The sequence below is a fragment of the Streptomyces sp. NPDC051569 genome (genome assembly GCF_044454085.1).
Taxonomy (GTDB): Bacteria; Actinomycetota; Actinomycetes; order Streptomycetales; family Streptomycetaceae; genus Streptomyces.
Window position 1 is genome coordinate 199,402 of record NZ_JBITDJ010000005.1, and the last position, 20,535, is coordinate 219,936.

15 protein-coding genes are annotated in these 20,535 nt (G+C 69.0%); 8 read left to right on the plus strand and 7 right to left on the minus strand.

The annotated features are described in order from the left end of the window. Nucleotides 1–188: 188 nt before the first annotated feature. Nucleotides 189–1,955: a proteasome ATPase gene (arc, locus tag ACIBAE_RS11515; RefSeq protein ID WP_399284088.1), complete on the minus strand. Its 1,767-nt coding sequence runs from the start codon at nt 1,953–1,955 to the stop codon at nt 189–191. A gap of 253 nt (nt 1,956–2,208) precedes the next feature. Here arc and ACIBAE_RS11520 point away from each other — a divergent pair, with 253 nt between their 5' ends. After that, complete coding sequence (locus ACIBAE_RS11520) at nt 2,209–2,529, plus strand: ferredoxin (protein ID WP_399284089.1); 321 nt, start codon at nt 2,209–2,211, stop codon at nt 2,527–2,529. 56 nt (nt 2,530–2,585) lie between these two features. Here ACIBAE_RS11520 and ACIBAE_RS11525 read toward each other — a convergent pair whose 3' ends face one another. From ACIBAE_RS11525 to ACIBAE_RS11535, 3 genes are all read right to left on the minus strand, one after another. Next, nucleotides 2,586–3,182: a hypothetical protein gene (locus tag ACIBAE_RS11525; RefSeq protein ID WP_399284090.1), complete on the minus strand. Its 597-nt coding sequence runs from the start codon at nt 3,180–3,182 to the stop codon at nt 2,586–2,588. A 209-nt stretch (nt 3,183–3,391) separates the two neighbouring features. Next, nucleotides 3,392–4,294 (minus strand): tRNA (adenine-N1)-methyltransferase, encoded by a 903-nt coding sequence (locus ACIBAE_RS11530; protein WP_399284092.1) that lies wholly within the window; start codon nt 4,292–4,294, stop codon nt 3,392–3,394. 392 nt (nt 4,295–4,686) lie between these two features. Continuing rightward, nucleotides 4,687–5,967, minus strand: a complete 1,281-nt coding sequence (locus ACIBAE_RS11535; RefSeq protein ID WP_399284093.1) for a site-2 protease family protein — start codon at nt 5,965–5,967, stop codon at nt 4,687–4,689. Between the two features lie 24 nt (nt 5,968–5,991). On the opposite strand from ACIBAE_RS11535, the gene ACIBAE_RS11540 reads away from it, so the two are divergent. Together ACIBAE_RS11540 and ACIBAE_RS11545 are read left to right on the plus strand one after the other, a co-directional pair. Continuing rightward, nucleotides 5,992–6,918 (plus strand): RecB family exonuclease, encoded by a 927-nt coding sequence (locus tag ACIBAE_RS11540; protein WP_399284272.1) that lies wholly within the window; start codon nt 5,992–5,994, stop codon nt 6,916–6,918. A gap of 140 nt (nt 6,919–7,058) precedes the next feature. Then, entirely contained in the window at nt 7,059–7,730 is a 672-nt protein-coding gene (locus ACIBAE_RS11545; protein WP_399284094.1) for a response regulator, read from the plus strand. A 110-nt stretch (nt 7,731–7,840) separates the two neighbouring features. On the opposite strand, the gene ACIBAE_RS11550 is transcribed toward ACIBAE_RS11545, so the two are convergent. The 3 genes from ACIBAE_RS11550 to metH form a co-directional block, all read right to left on the minus strand. Further along, complete coding sequence (locus ACIBAE_RS11550) at nt 7,841–9,448, minus strand: ABC transporter substrate-binding protein (RefSeq protein WP_399284095.1); 1,608 nt, start codon at nt 9,446–9,448, stop codon at nt 7,841–7,843. Between the two features lie 504 nt (nt 9,449–9,952). Beyond that, nucleotides 9,953–10,654: an HAD family hydrolase gene (locus tag ACIBAE_RS11555; RefSeq protein ID WP_399284097.1), complete on the minus strand. Its 702-nt coding sequence runs from the start codon at nt 10,652–10,654 to the stop codon at nt 9,953–9,955. Between the two features lie 243 nt (nt 10,655–10,897). Further along, the gene (gene metH / locus ACIBAE_RS11560; RefSeq protein WP_399284098.1) at nt 10,898–14,419 is read right to left on the minus strand and encodes a methionine synthase; all 3,522 of its coding nucleotides are present in this window, start codon (nt 14,417–14,419) and stop codon (nt 10,898–10,900) included. A 242-nt stretch (nt 14,420–14,661) separates the two neighbouring features. Between metH and ACIBAE_RS11565 the strand changes: the two genes are divergently transcribed. The 5 genes from ACIBAE_RS11565 (at nt 14,662) to ACIBAE_RS11585 (ending at nt 20,518) form a co-directional block, all read left to right on the plus strand. After that, nucleotides 14,662–15,426 (plus strand): IclR family transcriptional regulator, encoded by a 765-nt coding sequence (locus ACIBAE_RS11565; protein ID WP_399284101.1) that lies wholly within the window; start codon nt 14,662–14,664, stop codon nt 15,424–15,426. Between the two features lie 224 nt (nt 15,427–15,650). Then, nucleotides 15,651–16,442, plus strand: coding sequence for an MIP/aquaporin family protein (locus tag ACIBAE_RS11570; RefSeq protein WP_399284102.1), 792 nt, complete (start codon nt 15,651–15,653; stop codon nt 16,440–16,442). Nucleotides 16,443–16,500: 58 nt separating this feature from the next. Next, complete coding sequence (glpK, locus tag ACIBAE_RS11575) at nt 16,501–18,045, plus strand: glycerol kinase GlpK (protein WP_399284104.1); 1,545 nt, start codon at nt 16,501–16,503, stop codon at nt 18,043–18,045. 50 nt (nt 18,046–18,095) lie between these two features. After that, a complete protein-coding gene (locus ACIBAE_RS11580) occupies nt 18,096–19,706 on the plus strand; it encodes an FAD-dependent oxidoreductase (protein WP_399284105.1) in 1,611 nt (536 codons plus the stop codon). Nucleotides 19,707–19,846: 140 nt separating this feature from the next. Next, a complete protein-coding gene (locus ACIBAE_RS11585) occupies nt 19,847–20,518 on the plus strand; it encodes a FadR/GntR family transcriptional regulator (RefSeq protein WP_399284107.1) in 672 nt (223 codons plus the stop codon). Nucleotides 20,519–20,535: the final 17 nt, after the last annotated feature.

Sequence of the window (20,535 nt, forward strand, 5' to 3'; positions counted from 1 at the left end):
GCGTGTGCGGTGCCCGTCCCCGCACTGCGCGACGCGGCGGTACGAAAGAGCCTAGTGCCGGTCGGGGCACCAGACGCCTCCGCGATGACGGGGACATCATGTCCGTCATCGGCCCGGTGTGATGGACGGTGCGTGGAAAACGACCGGCTGCGGATGCCCGTCCGGACATCCGCAGCCGGTCCGCGCTTTTACAGGTACTGACCGGTGTTCGCCACCGTGTCGATGGAGCGTCCCGAGTCCGCGCCCTGCTTTCCGGTCACCAGGGTGCGGATGAACACGATCCGCTCGCCCTTCTTACCGGAGATACGGGCCCAGTCGTCCGGGTTGGTGGTGTTCGGCAGGTCCTCGTTCTCCTTGAACTCGTCCACGCAAGCCTGGAGGAGATGGGAGACCCGGAGACCCTTCTGGTTGTGGTCGAGGAATGCCTTGATGGCCATTTTCTTGGCCCGGTCGACGATGTTCTGGATCATCGCGCCGGAGTTGAAGTCCTTGAAGTAGAGGACTTCCTTGTCGCCGTTGGCGTACGTGACCTCGAGGAAGCGGTTCTCCTCGGACTCCGCGTACATCTGCTCGACGACGGACTGGATCATGCCGTGCGTCGCGGCGTCCTTCGAGCCCTTGTGCTCGGAGACGTCGTCCACGTGCAGCGGCAGCGAGGAGGTCAGGTACTTGGCGAAGATGTCCTTCGCGGCCTCCGCGTCCGGACGCTCGATCTTGATCTTCACATCGAGCCGGCCGGGCCGCAGGATCGCGGGGTCGATCATGTCCTCGCGGTTGGAGGCGCCGATGACGATGACGTTCTCCAGGCCCTCCACACCGTCGATCTCGGCGAGCAGCTGCGGGACGATGGTGTTCTCCACGTCCGAGCTGACACCGGTCCCGCGGGTGCGGAAGAGGGATTCCATCTCGTCGAAGAAGACGATGACGGGGGTGCCCTCGCTCGCCTTCTCCCGGGCACGCTGGAAGATCAGGCGAATGTGCCGCTCGGTCTCACCGACGTACTTGTTGAGAAGCTCGGGGCCCTTGATGTTGAGGAAGTAGCTCTTCCCCGCCGGCCGTCCGGTCACCTCGGCGACCTTCTTGGCCAGGGAGTTGGCCACGGCCTTGGCGATCAGTGTCTTTCCGCAGCCGGGCGGACCGTAGAGCAGGATGCCCTTCGGCGGCCGCAGCTCGTGCTCCTTGAACAGGTCCGGGTAGAGGTACGGAAGCTCGACCGCGTCGCGGATCATCTCGATCTGGCCGCCCAGACCGCCGATCTTGGTGTAGTCGACATCCGGGACCTCTTCGAGGACCAGCTCCTCGACCTCGCTCTTCGGCACCACTTCATAGACGTAGCCGGAGCGGGGTTCGAGCAGGAGGGCGTCGCCGGGGCGGATGGTGATGTCCAGCAGAGGCTCGGCGAGCCGCACCACCCGTTCCTCGTCGGTGTGCCCGATCACCAGGGCGCGCTCGCCGTCCTCAAGGATCTCCTTGAGGGTGACGATGTCCCCGGCCCGCTCGTACGCCATGGCCTCGACCACGTTGAGCGCCTCATTGAGCATGACTTCCTGGCCACGCCTGAGCTCGTCGAGCTCGACGCTTGGGCTGACGTTCACCCGGAGCTTGCGGCCCCCGGTGAAGATATCGGCCGTGCCGTCCTCATTGGCCTGCAGAAAAACCCCGAAGCCGGCCGGCGGCTGAGCGAGCCGGTCGACTTCCTCCTTGAGGGCCACGATCTGATCGCGGGCCTCACGGAGCGTATTGGCGAGCCGCTCGTTCTGCGCGGACACACCCGCCAGGTTCGTCTGCAACTCGACGATCCGCTCTTCGAGAATCCTCGTATGCCGCGGAGAGTCGGCGAGCTTACGTCGCAGGACGGCGATTTCCTGCTCGAGATAGGCAACCTGGCCGGCTGGGTCTTCTGACCCCCGCACGGGCCGGATGCCGCGGTTGTTGTCGTCGTCGTGGGCTGCCACGGTCCTCACCTCCTCCAAGGGGAGCTGGACGCTTCCTGACCCTACCTGGGTGGGTGCTGATTGAAACCCCTAGATCACAAAGACTGTCGAGGTCTGTCCGATCTTCACCCTTGCGCTCTCCCTCACGCCAGGGGAATACCCACCGATCAACATCGGAAAGCGGCCGGTTGTATCGTCGAAGTGTTCAACACCCGTCAGGGCTGGCGCGACTTACTTCAGATCGTGCCATCCGGCGCAGTAAACGGCAGGAGAGATGACCGTGCAGCAGGAGGCTCCCACCGAAGGCTTCACCGAAACCGGTGAACCGCTGGAGGTCTGGATCGACCAGGACCTCTGCACCGGGGACGGGATCTGTGCCCAGTATGCCCCCGAGGTCTTCGAGCTGGACATCGATGGCCTGGCCTATGTGAAGAGTCCGGAGGACGAACTGCTCCAGTCCCCCGGCGCCACCACCCGCGTACCGCTTCCCCTGTTGCGTGACGTCGTCGATTCGGCCAAGGAATGCCCGGGCGACTGCATCCATGTACGGCGCGTTTCGGACAGGGTCGAGGTGTACGGCCCCGACGCCGGCTGAGCCGGGCGGAGGCCCGGGCCCTCCAGGGGTTGCTCACACGCTCGGCGCGGTGGTGCTCACATGCTCCGCGCGCCGGGCTGTTCGCTACGGACGAACGCCCCGTTCCGCCACTTCCAGGAGACCCGCTGCTCCTGGTCGGGGCAGCAGCTCGGCACATCCGGATCCGAGTAGCCGAGCAGGGTGGCCAGGACCTCCCCGTCGCGTACCGCGAAGTCGGGGCCGACGGTCCGCTTGTCCTCCGGGTCCACCAGGGTGGCCACGACCCGCGGCCTGTTCCCCTGGTCCGCCTTGGTCGCGGCCAGCACATACACGCCATCGGGCGGGGTGCCGGACCCCGCCTCGCAGCGGACCACGGCCACCGTCTCCGGGGTACCGCTCCCGTCGAGGTCTCCCGTGGCCGTCTTCGTCACGACCGTGGCCGCTCCCCCGCATTCGAGCGGGAAGTCCACCCCGGCCGGATCGGGGGCGGCGACCGGCGCACCGCCCGGGGCGGCCGTCGAGGCGGGCCCTGGGCCCCCCTGGGACGCCGTGGCGGCGCCGGGCTGCACCAGACCCGCCAGAGCCACCACAGCGGCCGTCGCACCCGCTGTCGCGAGCCAGTGCAGCGGGCCGGACCTGGTGTGCGCGAGGCCGGGGACGTCGGGGATCTGCACGCGGGATGTCTCCTCGGAAGGCGGTGCCGGCGGGCAACCAACGGTGGGAGGGAGACAGCATCGTGCCACACGTCACAGTGCCCCGGAACCAGGGGGTCCGTAGGGCAACATAAAGAAACCGCCGCCGACTTCCCCGGTCTGAGCGGGGAACTCGGCAGCGGTGTCATCGTGTTGGCGGGCGGCGCCGCGGGGGCGCCGCGGCGCTCGGATCAGCCTCGGGAGCCGAGCTCCTTGCCGGGGCCGTCGTAGTCGTCACCGTACGAACCCTTGGAGGGGCGGCGGCGGCGCTGCGGCGCCTCGACGCCGTCCGCGAGACGCCGGGCGGTCACCAGGAAGCCGGTGTGGCCGATCATCCGGTGATCCGGACGTACGGCCAGACCCTCGACGTGCCAGTTGCGGATCATCGACTCCCAGGCGGACGGCTCGTTGAACGTGCCGAACTCCCGGATGGTCTCCACCGTACGGGCCAGCTGCGTGGTGGTCGCGACGTAGGCACACAGGATGCCGCCGGGGACGAGCGCCTTGGAGACGGCCTCGACGCACTCCCAGGGGGCGAGCATGTCCAGGATCACGCGGTCGACGTCCGTGTCCGACAGATTGTCCTGAAGGTCACCGACCGTCAGCTGCCAGGCGGGGTGCGGTTCGCCGAAGTAGCGCTCCACATTCCGCTGGGCGATCTCGGCGAAGTCCTCGCGGCGCTCGTAGGAGTGCAGCATGCCCTGGTCGCCGATGGCGCGCAGCAGGAAACTGCTGAGCGAGCCGGAGCCCACACCCGCCTCGACGACGCGTGCGCCGGGGAAGATGTCGGCGAAGGCCAGGATCTGGCCGGCGTCCTTCGGGTAGACCACGGCGGCGCCGCGGGGCATGGACAGGACGTAGTCGGGGAGCAGGGGGCGCAGCGCGAGATAGGCGACGTTTCCCGTGGTGCGGACAACACTGCCCTCGGGAGCACCGATCAGCTCATCATGCGAGAAGGACCCTTTGTGGGTGTGGAAATTCTTCCCGGCTTCGAGCGTGAAGGTGTGGTGGCGTCCCTTGGGGTCGGTGAGCTGGACCTGGTCCCCGACCTTGAGGGGGCCGCGACGACGGGCGGCACCGGTCGGTTCGGACATGTTTGAAGCTTAGCCGCTTTTTCTGGAGGCTCCGTTCGTTCCTTCTTGGGGCTCGGTTCGCCTCCGGGCGCTTTATGCCCCTGTCGACGGTCGACCGTGCTCGCCCCCTCGTCCCTCGGGGCCTCCGCGCGCTCTCCCTTAGACAGCGGCGCGCCCTTCGGCTCACTCGCCGGCGGCGGGCGTGCGGGCCTGGTCGGCTCGACACACGGGCTCCCTGGGGTGTGCGGGGGGCCTTCCGGCGGTGGGCCGGCGAGTGAGCCGAAGGGGCGCGGCCCCGTCGAAAAGGAGAACGCGCGGAGGCTGTGAGGAACGAGCGGCCGAGCACGATCGACTGTCGGCGGGGTCTCGAAGCGCCCCGGAGGCGAACCGAGCCCCAAAAAAGACCGGCCCCCTTATGACGGTCGTGCCATGGCCGCTACGAACGCCTTCTCCACATCGGCCGTCGACAGGACGCCGTAGATCTCGCCGTTCTCCTCCAGCACCAGGTACTCCGTCGCGGGGCTGGCCCGGAGGCGGTCGAGGAGGGCTTCTCCGGCCAGTTCGGCGGGGACCTTCATACCGTCGTTGAGGTCTTGCGCGAGTCCGCTGACCGCCACCCAGGGGCGGCGGTGCTGGGGTACGCCGACGATCGCGGATTCCCGGACGAGGCCCGTCGGGTCACCGTGGCCGTCGACGACGACGAGGGCGCGGGCGCCTGCCTCGTTGGCGCGGCGCAACGCCTCGGAGAGGGGGGTGCCGGCTTCGACGGGTACCGCGCGCCGGGTGAGGGCGCGGGCCTGGAGTTCGGGGAGGTGTTCGCGGAGCCTGGCCATCCGCAGGCTGCTGCCCGCACCGGTCCAGATGATCGCGGCGAGGACGGCGGCGAGCAGCGCGTCGGTGACGGTCTCCGTGCCGCTGATGTCGGCGGGTGAGGTGCCGAGGGCGCCGGTCCTGGTGAGCAGCGGGAGGCCGATGAGTACGGCGACGGCGAGCGCGCGGCCGGTCCAGGCGGCGGCGACGGTGCCGCTCATGGGTTTGCCGGTGATCTTCCAAACGACGGCGCGCAGCATCCGGCCGCCGTCCAGCGGAAGGCCGGGCAGCAGGTTGAAGGCGGCGACGATGAGGTTCGAGACCATGAGTCCCGCGAGCAGGACGCCGGGGACCGTACCGGGTTCGACGGCGAGCAGGCCGAGGTAGAAGACCCCGGAGAGCACCAGCGACAGCAGGGGCCCCACGAAGGCGAGGACGAACTCGCGGCCCGGCGTCTCGGACTCCTTCTCGATCTCGGAGACCCCGCCGAAGAACTGCAGCTGGATCCGGCGCACCGGCAGCTTGAAGCGGAGGGCCGCGACCGTGTGGGCCAGTTCGTGCACGAGCACGGAGGCGTAGAAGGCGACCGCGAAGAAGAGGGAGACCAGATAGCGCAGGTTGCCCAGTTCGGGCAGGACCCGGTCGAGCTGGCCGCCGAAGATCCAGGTGATGAGCGCGGCCACCACGAACCAGCTGGGTGCGACGTACACGGGCACGCCGAAGGGGCGGCCCATGAGGATGCCGCCGCCGGGGTCCTGGCGCTTCGACGGCTTCCCGCCGGGGCCGTCCTCCCCCTTGCCGGGTCCGGGCCGCCCGCTCTCGCCGCTCTCGTCGTCCTCTTTCACGTGTTCCCTTCGTCGCGGCAGTGCCGCTCGCTCGATCATGCGGTGCGAGAGGCTCTGTGGTCGATGGTATTCGGCTCGCTGTCGGTGGAGGGCCGTAGGGTCTGCGTCATGAGTACGAGCCTGCCGCCCTCCTCGCTGTCGCCGTCGCGTGCGAGCGATTTCATGCAGTGCCCGCTGCTGTACCGGTTCCGGGTGATCGACAAGCTGCCGGAGAAGCCGAGCGAGGCGGCGACGCGCGGCACGCTGGTGCATGCCGTGCTGGAGCGGCTCTTCGACGCCCCGGCGGCCGAGCGCACGGCGCCACGGGCCAGGGCGCTGGTCCCGGGTCAGTGGGACCGGCTGCTGGAGTCGCGGCCGGAGCTGGCCGAGCTGTTCGGGCGGGACACGGAGGGTGAGCGGCTGACCCGCTGGCTGGCGGAGGCGGAGGGGCTGGTCGAGCGGTGGTTCTCGCTGGAGGATCCGACACGTCTGGAACCGGCGGAGCGTGAGCTGTTCGTCGAGACGGAGCTGGATTCGGGGCTGCGGCTGCGCGGGGTGATCGACCGCGTCGATGTGGCACCGACCGGCGAGGTGCGGATCGTCGACTACAAGACGGGCAAGGCACCTCGCCCGGAGTACGCGGCGGGGGCGCTGTTCCAGATGACGTTCTACGCCCTGGTGGTCAGGCGGCTGAAGGGGGTGCTGCCGCGCCGGCTGCAGCTGGTGTACCTCGGCAGCGGCGAGGTGGTGACGTACGACCCGGTGGAGGCGGACCTGGAGCGGGTGGAGCGCAAGCTGCTGGCGCTGTGGGACGCGATCAAACTCGCCACCGAGACGGGTGACTGGCGGCCTCGGCCCAGCAAGCTGTGCGGCTGGTGCGACCATCAGGCGCTGTGTCCGGAGTTCGGCGGCACGCCGCCGGTGTATCCGCTGAGCGTTCCGCCGGTCCGGGTTTCCGCCGGGGAGACCCCCGCGGAAACTCCGGAGGAAACCGCCGTGGAGGCGGTGTAGGGCCCGCTCCCGCCCACCGGGGCCCGGCCCTAAACCGCCGTGGAGGCGGTGTAGGGCCCGCTCCCGCCCACCGGGGCCCGGCCCTGTGGGGCAGGGCAGAATGGGGCCGGTCCAGTGCCTCTCCCGGCTAGGAGTTCCCCGTGACTGTCCGTGTCCTACTGGTCGATGACCAGCCGCTGCTGCGCACCGGCTTCCGGATGATCCTGGAGGCGGAGTTCGAGATCGCGGTCGTCGGTGAGGCCGGGGACGGTCTCCAGGCCATCGAGCAGGTCCGGGCGTTGCAGCCCGATGTGGTGCTGATGGACATCCGGATGCCGCGGATGGACGGGGTCGAGGCGACCCGCCAGATCACCGGCCCTGGCCGGGACGGTCCGGCGAAGGTACTGGTGCTGACGACCTTCGACCTCGACGAGTACGTGGTGGAGGCGCTGCGCGCGGGGGCCAGCGGCTTCCTGCTGAAGGACGCCCCGGCCCATGAGCTGGTGCAGGCCATCCGCGTCGTCGCGGCCGGTGAGGCGATGCTGGCGCCCAGCGTCACGCGCCGGCTGCTCGACAAGTACGCGGATCATCTGCCGTCCGGCGAGGAGCAGGTCCCGGACGCACTGAACACGCTGACCGAGCGGGAGGTCGAGGTCCTCAAGCTGGTCGCCCGGGGGCTGTCCAACGCGGAGATCGCCGCGGATCTCTTCGTCAGCGAGACGACGGTCAAGACGCATGTGGGCCATGTGCTGACGAAGCTGGGGCTGCGCGACCGGGTGCAGGCCGCGGTGTACGCGTACGAGAGCGGCCTGGTGCGCCCCGGCGGCCAGTGACAGCGGTGACACCGGTGACACGGCGGGTACGCGTTCGGCGGTGAGGCGGCGTCAGCGGGCAGGAACGTGTGGCCGGCCGCGCGGGCGGGTGCCCGCGCGGCCGGAGCGGTTCAGGACGTTCCCGAGCCTCGGCGCAGTTCCCAGACGAGAAGTTCGGCGGAGGGGTTGATCGCCCACTCGACACCCGCGATGTCGTCGCGGGACGCGATGTACTGCTTGCCCTGCCAGAGCGGCAGCATCGGCACGTCCTCGGCGACGATGTCCTGGATCTTGGCGAAGGTGTCCGTGGCGGCGCTGCGGTCGGCCTCGCGGCGTGATTCCGGGATCAGCTTGTCGCGCACGGTCTTGTTGACGTACGGCGTGTTGAGGAAGTTGTCCTTGTCGAGGAAGGGCGCCACGTAGTTGTCGGGATCCGGGAAGTCGGGGAACCAGCCGCTGCCGTAGGCCGTGTACTCACCCTTCGTACGCTCCGGCACGAAGGTCTTCCACGGCGCGCCCTCGATGCTGACGTCGAAGAGCTTGGTGGCGTTGAGCTGATCCCGGATGGTCTCGAACTCCTTGGCCGTCGCCTCGCCGTAGTGGTCCGTCGTGTAGTGCAGGGTGAACTTCACCGGCGTTTCGATGCCGGCCCCCTCCAGCAGCTTGGCCGCTTCCGCCGGGTTCGGGTCGCCGTACTTGTTGAAGAACGAGTTGGTGTGCGTGGCGATGCTCGAGGGGGTCAGCGAGTACAGCGGTTCGGCCATGGCGCCGTACACCTTGGTGACGATCTGGCCGCGGTCGATGATGCGCGCGATGGCCTGGCGCACCGCCTTGTCCTTCACGGGCTCGGTGTCCGTCTGGAAGACGAGGTAGCGGATTTCGAGGCCCGGTGTCTCGGTGAGCTGGATACCCTCCTTGGGCTTCTCGACCAGGTCCTGTATCTGCTCGGGTGACATGGCACGGGTCATGACATCGATCTCGCTCCCGTCGAGCGCCGCGCCCATGGCATTGGCGTCGGGGAAGCTCTTGAGCTCGACCTTGCTGTTCTGGACCTTGAGGTCGCCCTTGTAGTTGGGGTTCTTCGTGAAGACCGCCTTGACGACCGCGTCATCCTTGACCTCGGCCTTGAAGGTGTACGGGCCGGAGCCGTCGATCTCGAAGCCGGCGCGGAGCTTCTTCCCGTCGTAGACCTTCGGGCTGACGATGCCGGCGATCGGGGTGGAGAGCTTGTACGGGAAGGTCGCGTCAGGTGTCTTGAGATGGAAGACGATCTCGGAGTCGCCGTTGGTCTCCATCGTGTCGATGTTGATCAGCAGACCGGTCGCGCCGTTGGGGTCGTCGATGTCGAGGACGCGCTGGATGGAGAACTTCACGTCGTCGGCGGTGACAGCGCTGCCGTCGGCGAACTTGAGTCCCTCGCGCAGGGTGCAGCGGTAGCTCTCGTTCTCGCGGTCCGTGAACGAGCACTTGGAGGCGGCCTCGGGCACCGGCTCACCACCCCCGCGCGGCACGTGCATCAGCGTCTGCAGGGTCTGGCGGAGCACGTTCCAGGAACCGATGTCGTACGCGAAGGCGGGGTCCAGGGGGGCCGGACCGTCCTTCGTGGCGATGTACTGGTCCGTGGTGCCCACGACAATGGCCTCACCGCCGCCGGAGCCACCCTCCGAGTCGCCGCAGCCGGCGAGCACGGGCGCGAGCAGGCCGATCACGGCCGACAGCACCAAAGTCTTGCGGTTCATCCTGGACGTACTCCCTCATCCGGCACGGAGATACAGCGGTGTGCTTGGGAGACTCCGCCGCGTCCGCCTGTTCGGGGCAGCGTGATCGGGCCGGGATACAGGGCGATCGGTCCCGTGTGGATGGCGACTCGATGGCCGTCGGGACACGTCGTTGATGCGGCGAAGTACTCGTTCATGAGATTAGTCCGGGCCGCCAAGAATGCTGGACCGGGACCGAGTTGAAACGTAATCGCACGGTGATCGCTTATCGCGGCACTTGGATATACGGACTCCGGAATGTTTCGTACACGCCTTCACCAACCGGGACACAAAGCCTCGGCCGAGCCCCCCTCAGCTGGGCGTGGATCAGTTTCGGCCGCCCCTGTCGACGAGGTCGCACGTGATAAAGCTCACCCCCGGCGCCTTTTGTGGAGATCGCGATTGCGGGCGCCGGGGTCACGGAAAATACACGGGCCAATGCCGAGAGTTTCCAGTCGCATTCGCGGGCGACTCTCGGTGTACGGATCAGTTGCCGCGTGTCATCAGGCCCCGCAGAAATACCAGGTCGACCTCTTCGAGCGACCGGACGATCACGCGGCCCTGGGCGGGTGCGATCGGGGCGACGGACGGCACGGCGACCACCCGGCAGCCGGCGGCCTCGGCGGCGGCCACCCCGGTGGCGGTGTCCTCGATCACGGCGCAGCCGGACGGGGCCGCGCCCAGCCCGCGTGCGGCGATCAGATACGGGTCGGGGTGCGGTTTTGTCCGGGGTACCTCGTCGCCCGCCACGGTGAGCGCGAAGTGCTCGGGCCCGAGCGAGTCCACGACCCGGTCGATGATGCGCCGGTGCGAGGCGGAGACGAGGGCGGTGGGCATGCCGTGCGCGGACAGCTCGGCGAGGAGTCTCGCCGCGCCGGGCATCATCGGCACCCCGCGCCCGATGCGTTCCTCGAACTTGTCGTTGAGCAGCACGGTCAGCTCGGCGAGGGTGACGGTGGCACCGGTGGCCTCGATGAGGAAGCCGGCACTGCGGGTCATGGGACCGCCCACGACCACCTCGCGCCATGCCTCGTCGAGGACGTATCCGAGGTCCTTGAAGACGTCGACCTCGGCATCCCACCAGAATCCCTCGGTGTCGACCAGGGTGCCGTCCATGTCGAGGAGGACTGCCTGCAGGGCTGAACCTTCGGCCGTTCGGGTCAGGGACGCGGGGACCGTACTGGTCATCCGGCACACCTCCAAGAGGGACGAGAAGGCCGGTCGCCTGCCCGACGGGTTTCCCCTCGGGACAGGCGACCGGCCTGCGCTGGACCGACCAGTGTACGACTCATCCGCCCATAACGACGATCTCGGAGCGAACCGGTTACGGCGCCCCGGTCCGGACCGGGGCGGCGCGAGCTGGACCGGGTCACCGCACGCCGGACGGGGTCACCGCACGCCCGGACCGGGTCACCGCACGCCCGGACCGGGTCACCGCGCGTTGAAGTACTTCGCCTCGGGGTGGTGGATGACGATGGCGTCGGTGGACTGCTCGGGGTGGAGCTGGAACTCCTCGGAGAGGTGTACGCCGATCCGCTCGGGCTCCAGCAGTTCGGCGATCTTCGCGCGGTCCTCCAGGTCGGGGCAGGCGCCGTAGCCGAGCGAGAAGCGGGCGCCCCGGTACTTCAGGGCGAACATGTCCTCGACCTCGGACGGGTCCTCGCCGGCGAAACCGAGTTCGGAGCGGACCCGGGCGTGCCAGTACTCGGCGAGTGCCTCGGCGAGCTGGACGGAGAGGCCGTGCAGTTCGAGGTAGTCGCGGTACGCGTTGGCCTCGAACAGCTCGGCGGTGGCCTCACCGATCTTCGAGCCGACGGTGACGACCTGGAGGCCGACCACATCGCGTTCCCCGGACTCCTCCGGGCGGAAGAAGTCGGCCAGGCAGAGCCGGCGGCCGCGGCGCTGGCGCGGGAAGGTGAAGCGGGTGCGCTCGGAGCCGTCCTCGTTGAGGAGGATGAGGTCGTCGCCCTTGGACACGCAGGGGAAGTAGCCGTAGACGACGGCGGCTTCCAGCAGGTTCCGCGTGTGCATCTGCTCCAGCCAGCCACGCAGGTGGGGCCGGCCCTCGCTCTCCACCAGTTCGTCGTAGCTGGGGCCGCCCTTGCGTGCTTCCTTCAGGCCCCACTGGCCCTTGAAGAGCGCCCCCTCGTCCAGCCAGGAGGCGTACTCCTTGAGCTGGATGCCCTTGACGACACGGGTTCCCCAGAAGGGCGGCGTCGGGACCGGGTTGTCGACGGAGACGTCCGAGCGGACCGCGCCCTCCTCGGGGCGCTCCTCCACGACCACGCCGGCCGTGGCCCTGACCCGGCGCTGCTTGAGCTCGGGAAGGGTGGCGCCGGGGACACCGCGCTTGACGGCGACGAGGGCGTCCATCAGGCGCAGCCCCTCGAACGCGTCGCGGGCGTAGCGGACTTCGCCCTCGTAGATCTCGTGCAGGTCCTGCTCGACGTACGCCCTGGTCAGTGCCGCGCCGCCGAGGATGACGGGGTAATCGGCCGCCATCTTCCGCTGGTTCAGCTCCTGCAGGTTCTCCTTCATGATCACGGTCGATTTCACCAGCAGGCCGGACATGCCGATGACATCCGCCTTGTGCTCCTCGGCGGCCTCCAGGATCGCGGAGACGGGCTGCTTGATGCCCAGGTTCACGACGTTGTAGCCGTTGTTGGAGAGGATGATGTCGACAAGGTTCTTGCCGATGTCGTGGACGTCGCCGCGCACGGTGGCGAGCACGATGGTGCCCTTGCCGACCTCCTCCTCGCCGTCGGCGACTTTCTCCATGTGCGGTTCGAGATGCGCCACGGCCGTCTTCATGACCTCGGCGGACTGGAGCACGAACGGCAGCTGCATCTGGCCGGAACCGAACAGTTCACCGACGACCTTCATGCCGTTCAGCAGCGTGTCGTTGACGATGTCGAGAGCGGGCCGGGTGCGGAGCGCCTCGTCGAGGTCGGCTTCCAGGCCGTTCTTCTCGCCGTCGATGATGCGCCGCTCCAGGCGCTCGTTCAGCGGCAGCGCGAGCAGTTCCTCGGCCCGGCCGTCCTTCATGGACTGGGTGTTGACGCCCTCGAACAGCTCCATGAGCTTCTGCAGCGGGTCGTATCCCTCGGCCCGCCGGTCGTGGATCAGGTCGAGAGCGACCTTGACCTGCTCCTCGTCCAGCCGCGCGATGGGCAGGATCTTCGAGGCGTGCACGATCGCCGAGTCCAGACCGGCCTTGACGCACTCGTCGAGGAAGACGGAGTTGAGGACGATACGGGCGGCGGGGTTGAGGCCGAAGGAGATGTTGGACAGGCCCAGCGTGGTCTGGACGTCGGGGTGACGGTGCTTGAGTTCGCGGATCGCCTCGATGGTGGCGATGCCGTCCTTGCGGGACTCCTCCTGACCGGTGCAGATGGTGAAGGTCAGGGTGTCGATGAGGATGTCCGACTCGTGCACGCCCCAGTTGCCGGTCAGGTCGTCGATCAGCCGCTCGGCGATGGCGACCTTGTGTTCGGGGGTACGGGCCTGGCCCTCCTCGTCGATGGTCAGCGCGATGAGCGCGGCGCCGTGTTCGACGGCCAGTTCGGTGACCTTGGTGAAGCGCGACTCGGGGCCGTCGCCGTCCTCGTAGTTGACCGAGTTGATGACGGCGCGGCCACCGAGCTTCTCCAGGCCGGCCTGGAGGACGTTCAGCTCGGTGGAGTCCAGCACGATCGGCAGGGTGGAGGCGGTGGCGAACCGGCCGGCCAGCTCGGCCATGTCGGCGACGCCGTCCCGGCCGACGTAGTCGACGCAGAGGTCGAGCAGGTGGGCGCCCTCGCGGATCTGGCCGCGGGCCATCTCCACGCAGTCGTCCCAGCGGCCCTCCAGCATGGCCTCGCGGAACTTCTTCGACCCGTTGGCGTTGGTCCGCTCACCGATGGCGAGGAACGAGGCGTCCTGGCGGAACGGCACCGTCTGGTACAGGGACGCGGCCCCCGGCTCGGGGTGCGGCTCGCGCGCCGTGACGGCTGCTCCGCGCACCCGCTCGACGACCTGGCGCAGGTGCTCGGGGGTCGTACCGCAGCAGCCGCCCACCAGGGAGAGGCCGTACTCGCGGACGAAGGTCTCCTGGGCGTCGGCCAGTTCGCCCGCCGAGAGCGGGTAGTGCGCGCCGTTCTTGCCGAGCACCGGGAGGCCGGCGTTGGGCATGCAGGAGAGCGGGATCCTGGAGTGCCGGGCGAGGTAGCGCAGGTGCTCGCTCATCTCGGCGGGGCCGGTGGCGCAGTTGAGGCCGATCATGTCGATGCCCAGCGGTTCCAGCGCGGTCAGGGCCGCGCCGATCTCCGAGCCGAGCAGCATGGTGCCGGTGGTCTCGACCGTCACCGAGCAGATGATCGGCAGGCTCGTGCCGGTGGCTGTCAGCGCCCGGCGGGCGCCGAGGACGGCGGCCTTGGTCTGCAGCAGGTCCTGGGTGGTCTCCACCAGCAGCGCGTCCGCGCCGCCGGCGATCATGCCCTCGGCGTTCTGCTGGTAGGCGTCGCGGAGCTCGGTGTAGGGGGCGTGGCCCAGGGTCGGCAGCTTGGTGCCGGGGCCCATCGAGCCGAGCACCCAGCGCTGCTGACCGGTGGAGGCGGTGAACTCGTCGGCCACCTCGCGGGCGATCCTGGCTCCCGACTCGGAGAGCTCGAAGACCCGCTCGGGGATGTCGTACTCCCCCAGCGCGGCGAGGTTCGCGCCGAACGTGTTGGTCTCCACACAGTCGACGCCGACCGCGAAGTACTCCTCGTGCACGGAACGGACGATGTCCGGGCGTGTCACGTTCAGGATCTCGTTGCAGCCTTCCAGGTCCTGGAAGTCCTCCAGAGTCGGATCCTGTGCCTGGAGCATCGTGCCCATCGCGCCGTCCGCCACCACCACACGGGTGGCGAGCGCCTCGCGGAGGGCGTCGATACGGGTCCGGCTGTCGAGGGAAGGGGTCGGCGACGAGGACATGAAAGTTCTCCCGGGGCTGCGACGGCTGTCGGCTTTGCGCCCGCTGATGGCGGGCGCACCCGGCCAGCCTAGCCGTGCGGGGCCGCTTACGGGGCGGCATCCCGGCCGATGGACGGCATCCTGTCCGCATCCCGCCGGTGGATCATGAGGTGACGCGGTCCTGGCAGACTCACTCCACGGCACGGAGTCGGCATGGGCCGATACTGTTCAGCACTGCCGAACATGGTGGAGGTCCGGGTCCGATGGCGAAGAACATCCAGTCGCTGGAACGGGCGGCGGCGATGCTGCGGCTGCTCGCCGGCGGCGAGCGCCGGCTCGGCCTGTCGGACATCGCCTCCACGGTCGGCCTGGCCAAGGGGACGGCGCACGGCATCCTGCGGACCCTTCAGGCGGAGGGCTTCGTGGAGCAGGACGCGGCGTCCGGCCGCTATCAGCTGGGGGCCGAGCTGCTGCGGCTCGGGAACAGCTATCTGGACGTGCACGAGCTGCGCTCCCGCGCGCTGGTCTGGACGGATGATCTGGCCCGTTCCAGCGGCGAGAGCGTCCATCTGGGGGTCATGCACCAGCAGGGCGTCCTGATCGTCCACCACGTCTTCCGGCCGGACGACTCCCGGCAGGTGCTGGAGGTGGGCGCGATGCAGCCGCTGCACTCCACCGCGCTGGGAAAGGTGCTCTCGGCGTACGACCCGGTGGCGCACAGCGAGGCCGTCGAGGGCGATCGTCCGGCCCTCACTCCACGGACCGTCACCGGTCTGGAGGAATTCGAGGCGGTGCTCGATCTGACCAGGGCGCGCGGCTGGGCCGCGGACGTCGAGGAGACCTGGGAGGGGGTGGCCGCGGTGGCGGCCCCCATCCACGACCGGCGGCGGATGCCGGTTGGAGCAATCGCCATCACCGGTGCGGTGGAACGGATCTCCCCCGCCGGAGAGCCGCGCTCCGAGCTGATTTCGGCGGTCCGGGAGTGCGCTCGCGCGGTCTCCAGGGACATCGGCGCCGGGCGGTTCTGAACCCGATGGCAGATCATCTGTATTGATCGAGGTTTCGGTCCCGAACCCTTGACGGCGTGTTGACCACAGGACAAAACTGCCGTGCATCGGTCGGCATTGTCGAACACATTTCGGTAATACGGATAGAGTTCGACAGCGCCGAGGGCCGGTACGCCCTTACCTGAGGGCGCGTACCGCCGGTGAGAGCCGGAGGTGCGCCTCCCCCCTGGACGAAGGAGTCTCGGGTGTCCAGCTTCGACATCTTCATCGGCGAGTTCACGGGTACCGCCTTGCTGGTCCTGCTCGGCTGTGGCGTGGTCGCCGCCGTTGTCCTCAAACGTTCCAAGGCGCGCAATGCCGGCTGGCTGGCCATCAGCTTCGGCTGGGGCTTCGCCGTCATGGTCGGCGCCTACCTTTCGGCAGGTGTCTCCGGTGCCCTGCTCAACCCCGCGCTGACCATCGGTCTCGCCATCGCGGGCAGCATCACCTGGGTCAACGTGCCCCTGTACATCGGCTCCCAGCTGGGCGGCGCCCTGGCCGGCGCCTTTCTGGTCTGGGTGGCGTACGCGGGCCAGTTCACGGCCCACCTGACCGACCCGGAGATCATCGGGGCGCAGCCCGAGGTCGAGGGGCTCGTCGACCAGAAGACGGCCCCGAAGGCGGGACCGGTCCTCGGCATCTTCTCCACCGGCCCTGAGGTCCGGAACGTGGCGCAGAACATGCTGACCGAGATCATCGGCACGTTCGTCCTGGTCATCGCGATCCTCACCGAGGGTCTGAACAACGCCGGCAACGGTCTCGGCACTCTCGGCGTCCTCATCACCTCTTTCGTCGTGGTGAGCATCGGCCTCTCGCTCGGTGGCCCCACGGGGTACGCCATCAACCCGGCCCGTGACCTCGGCCCGCGCATCGTGCACTCGCTCCTGCCGCTGCCCAACAAGGGCGGCTCCGACTGGAGCTACGCCTGGATCCCGGTCGTCGCGCCGATCATCGGCGCGGCGGCGGCCGCCGGCTACTACAACTGGGTCTTCAAGTGAGCCGGGCAGGCTCGTCTCCCCTTTCGCACCGAGTTCGCACCGAGCAGGAGCTGACACCGTGAGCGACACCAGCACCGGAACCTCCTCCCACGGACCAGGGCCGTTCATCGCGGCCATCGATCAGGGCACCACCTCCAGCCGGTGCATCGTCTTCGACGTCGACGGACGCATCGTCTCGGTCGACCAGAAGGAGCACGCCCAGATCTTCCCCAAGCCGGGCTGGGTGGAACATGACGCCAACGAGATCTGGACCAATGTCCAGGAAGTCGTGGACCGCGCCATCGAGAAGGCGGGCATCACCTCCGCCGATGTCCTGGCGATCGGCATCACCAACCAGCGCGAGACCACGATGCTCTGGGACAAGAACACCGGTGAGCCCGTCCACAACGCGATCGTCTGGCAGGACACCCGCACCGACGCGCTCTGCAAGGAACTCGGCCGCAACGTCGGCCCGGACCGTTTCCGCCGCGAGACCGGTCTGCCGCTGGCGAGCTATTTCGCCGGACCGAAGGCACGCTGGCTGCTGGACAACGTCGAGGGGCTGCGCGAGCGCGCCGAGCGCGGCGACATCCTCTTCGGGACCATGGATTCCTGGGTCATCTGGAATCTGACCGGCGGCACGAACGGCGGCGTGCACGTCACGGACGTCACCAACGCCTCCCGCACGATGCTGATGCGGCTGGACAGCCTCCAGTGGGATCCGGATATCTGTGCCTCGATCGGCGTACCGCAGAACATGCTGCCGGAGATCCGCTCCTCGTCCGAGGTCTACGGGACCGCCAAGGGCGGTGTCCTGGACGGCATCCCGGTCGCCTCGGCGCTGGGTGACCAGCAGGCCGCGCTGTTCGGCCAGACCTGTTTCGCCGAGGGCGAGGCCAAGTCCACCTACGGCACCGGCACGTTCATGCTGATGAACACCGCGCACAAGCCGGTCAACTCGTACAACGGCCTTCTGACGACCGTCGGTTACCGCATCGGCGACGAACCGGCCGTGTACGCGCTGGAGGGCGCCATCGCCGTCACCGGTTCGCTGGTCCAGTGGATGCGCGACCAGATGGGCCTGATCAGCTCCGCGCCCGAGATCGAGACCCTGGCCTCCTCCGTCGAGGACAACGGCGGCGCGTACTTCGTGCCCGCCTTCTCCGGGCTCTTCGCTCCGCACTGGCGCTCCGACGCCCGTGGTGTCATCGCCGGCCTGACCGGCTACGTCACCAAGGCGCACATCGCCCGCGCCGTGCTGGAAGCCACGGCCTGGCAGACCCGCGAGATCAGCGACGCCATGACCAAGGACTCCGGCGTCGAACTGACCGCGCTCAAGGTCGACGGCGGCATGACCGCCAACAACCTGCTGATGCAGACGCTCTCCGACGTCCTGGACGCGCCCGTGGTGCGCCCCATGGTCTCCGAGACCACCTGCCTCGGCGCCGCCTACGCGGCCGGTCTGGCCGTGGGCTTCTGGCCGGACACCGAGACGCTGCGCGCCAACTGGCGCCGGGCCGCGGAGTGGACGCCCCGGATGGAGGCGGCGACCCGCGACCGCGAGTACAAGAACTGGCTCAAAGCCGTCGAGCGGACCAAGGGCTGGCTCGACGACGACAGCTGACGGACAGCTGACGAGCCGAAGAAGACGGCGCAAGCCGAAGAGGAGCAAGCATGAGCACCCTGCAGAGCGCCCCCGCCCTGGGGACGCACCCGGCCGGCGGATCCCTGCCGAGCCGCGCCGAGACCCGGGAACAGCTGTCGAAGGCGACGTACGACCTCCTGGTGATCGGCGGCGGCATTCTGGGCATCTCCGTCGCCTGGCATGCCTCCCAGTCGGGACTGCGGGTGGCCCTGGTGGACGGCGGCGACTTCGCCGGCGCCACCTCCTCCGCCTCCTCCAAGCTGCTCCACGGCGGACTGCGCTACCTGCAGACCGGCGCGGTGAGGCTGGTGGCGGAGAACCACTTCGAGCGGCGGGCGGTGTCCACACAGGTGGCACCGCATCTGGCCAACCCGCTCACCTTCTATCTGCCGGTCCACCGAGGCGGACCGCACGGCGCGGCCAAGCTCGGAGCGGGCGTCTTCGCCTACTCCGCGCTCTCCGCGTTCGGCGACGGCGTCGGACACGTCATCAGTCCGGCCAGGGCGCGGCGGGCCGTGCCCGAACTGCGTACGGACAACCTCAAGGCCGTGGCCGTGTACGGCGACGACCAGATGAACGACGCCCGGATGGCGCTGATGACGGTCCGCGCGGCCGTCGAGTCGGGCGCCACCGTCCTCAACCACGCCGAGGTCACCGGACTGCGCTTCACGCGGGGCCGGGTGACGGGCGCGGAGCTGCGCGACCGGATGGACGGGGCGGAGTTCGGTGTCGACGCCCGGCTGGTGCTGAACGCCACCGGGCCCTGGGTCGACCATCTGCGCACGATGGAGGACGCGGGCGCGGCGCCCTCCATCCGGCTCTCCAAGGGCGCGCACCTGGTCCTCAGGCGCACCGCCCCGTGGAAGGCCGCGCTCGCGACCCCGATCGACAAGTACCGCATCACCTTCGCCCTCCCCTGGGAGGACATGCTGCTGCTCGGTACGACGGACGAGGAGTACGAGGGCGATCCGGGCGAGGTCGCGGTCACCGAGCGGGACATCCACCAGATCCTGGACGAGGCCTCGCTCTCCGTCCGGGACCAGCAGCTGTCGCGGGACCTGATCACGTACTCCTTCGCCGGTCTGCGGGTGCTGCCCGGCGGTCCCGGCGACACCACGAAGGCCAAGCGCGAGACGGTCGTGACCGAGGGACGCGGCGGCATGCTGTCGGTCGCCGGCGGAAAGTGGACCACCTTCCGCCACATCGGCCGCATGGTGATGAACAAGCTGGCCGCCCTGCCGGGGCACCCGCTCGGCGACAACGTGGAGCCGATCTCGCAGCTGCCGAAGAAGCTCCCGCTGCCGGGTATCTCCAACCCGAACGCGGTCGCCCACCGGCTACTGATCGACGGCGGCGGGTCGGGCCCGTCCATGGCGCCGGACACCGCCCGTCATCTCGCCCGGCACTACGGCTCGCTGTCCTTCGACGTCGTGCGGCTGGCCAACGAGCGCCCGGAGCTGGCGGCGCGGATCCATCCGGACGCCCCGGAGATCTGGGCGCAGGTCGTCTACGCCCGTGACCACGAGTGGGCCGAGACGGCGGACGACGTCCTGCGCCGCCGTACGACGCTGACGATCCGGGGTCTGGCGACCGACGAGATCCGCGGCGGGGTCGAGGATCTGCTGGCCCGACGGAGCTGACGGCGCACCGGTTTCCCGCTGTCCGCAGGGGCGGTCTCCCACCGGGGAGGCCGCCCTTTCCCGATCGTACGGAAACGGACCACACGCACCTTCCTGGACGCATAATGGAGGCCGATACATCGGATGTCTGGAGGTCGCCCGTGGCTGTCACCGACGAGGCCATCGAGAAGATCAAGGAAATGATCGTCTCCGGCGCGCTGCGCCCGGGCGACCGGCTCCCCAAGGAGAGCGAGCTCGCCGCCGAGCTGGGGCTGTCCCGCAACTCGCTGCGCGAGGCGGTGCGCGCGCTGTCGCTCATCCGCATCCTCGACGTACGCCAGGGCGACGGCACGTACGTCACCAGCCTCGATCCGCAACTGCTGCTGGAGGCGATGAGCTTCGTCGTGGACTTCCACCGCGACGACACGGTGCTGGAGTTCCTCGCGGTACGGCGCATCCTGGAGCCGGCCGCCACGGCGATGGCCAGCGCCCGGATCACGGAGGCCGAACTGGACAAGCTCGCGGCCCAGTTGGACGCCCTGGGGCCGGATCCCTCGGTGGAGCAGCTGGTCGCCTCGGATCTCGACTTCCACCGGGGAATCGTGCAGTCCTCGGGCAATTCGGTCCTCTGCTCGCTCCTGGACGGGCTCTCAGGGCCCACCACGCGGGCCCGGGTCTGGCGCGGTCTGACGCAGGAGGACGCCGTCAGCCGCACGATCCACGAGCACCGGGCGATCCTGGCGGCGCTGCGGGACCGGGACGCGGAGGCGGCGAGATCCTGGGCGACGGTACACATCGCGAGCGTCGAGATGTGGCTGAGGTCGACCCTCTGAAACAGGGCGTCGAGACA

Bases quoted from the DNA above. Each gene is read 5' to 3' on its own strand.
- ACIBAE_RS11520 (WP_399284089.1), top strand. From the start codon at position 2,209: ATGACCGTGCAGCAGGAGGCTCCCACCGAAGGCTTCACCGAAACCGGT.
- ACIBAE_RS11530 (WP_399284092.1), bottom strand. From the start codon at position 4,294: ATGTCCGAACCGACCGGTGCCGCCCGTCGTCGCGGCCCCCTCAAGGTC.
- ACIBAE_RS11535 (WP_399284093.1), bottom strand. From the start codon at position 5,967: ATGATCGAGCGAGCGGCACTGCCGCGACGAAGGGAACACGTGAAAGAG.
- ACIBAE_RS11540 (WP_399284272.1), top strand. From the start codon at position 5,992: ATGGTATTCGGCTCGCTGTCGGTGGAGGGCCGTAGGGTCTGCGTCATG.
- ACIBAE_RS11550 (WP_399284095.1), bottom strand. From the start codon at position 9,448: ATGAACCGCAAGACTTTGGTGCTGTCGGCCGTGATCGGCCTGCTCGCG.
- ACIBAE_RS11555 (WP_399284097.1), bottom strand. From the start codon at position 10,654: ATGACCAGTACGGTCCCCGCGTCCCTGACCCGAACGGCCGAAGGTTCA.
- metH (WP_399284098.1), bottom strand. From the start codon at position 14,419: ATGTCCTCGTCGCCGACCCCTTCCCTCGACAGCCGGACCCGTATCGAC.
- ACIBAE_RS11565 (WP_399284101.1), top strand. From the start codon at position 14,662: ATGGCGAAGAACATCCAGTCGCTGGAACGGGCGGCGGCGATGCTGCGG.
- ACIBAE_RS11580 (WP_399284105.1), top strand. From the start codon at position 18,096: ATGAGCACCCTGCAGAGCGCCCCCGCCCTGGGGACGCACCCGGCCGGC.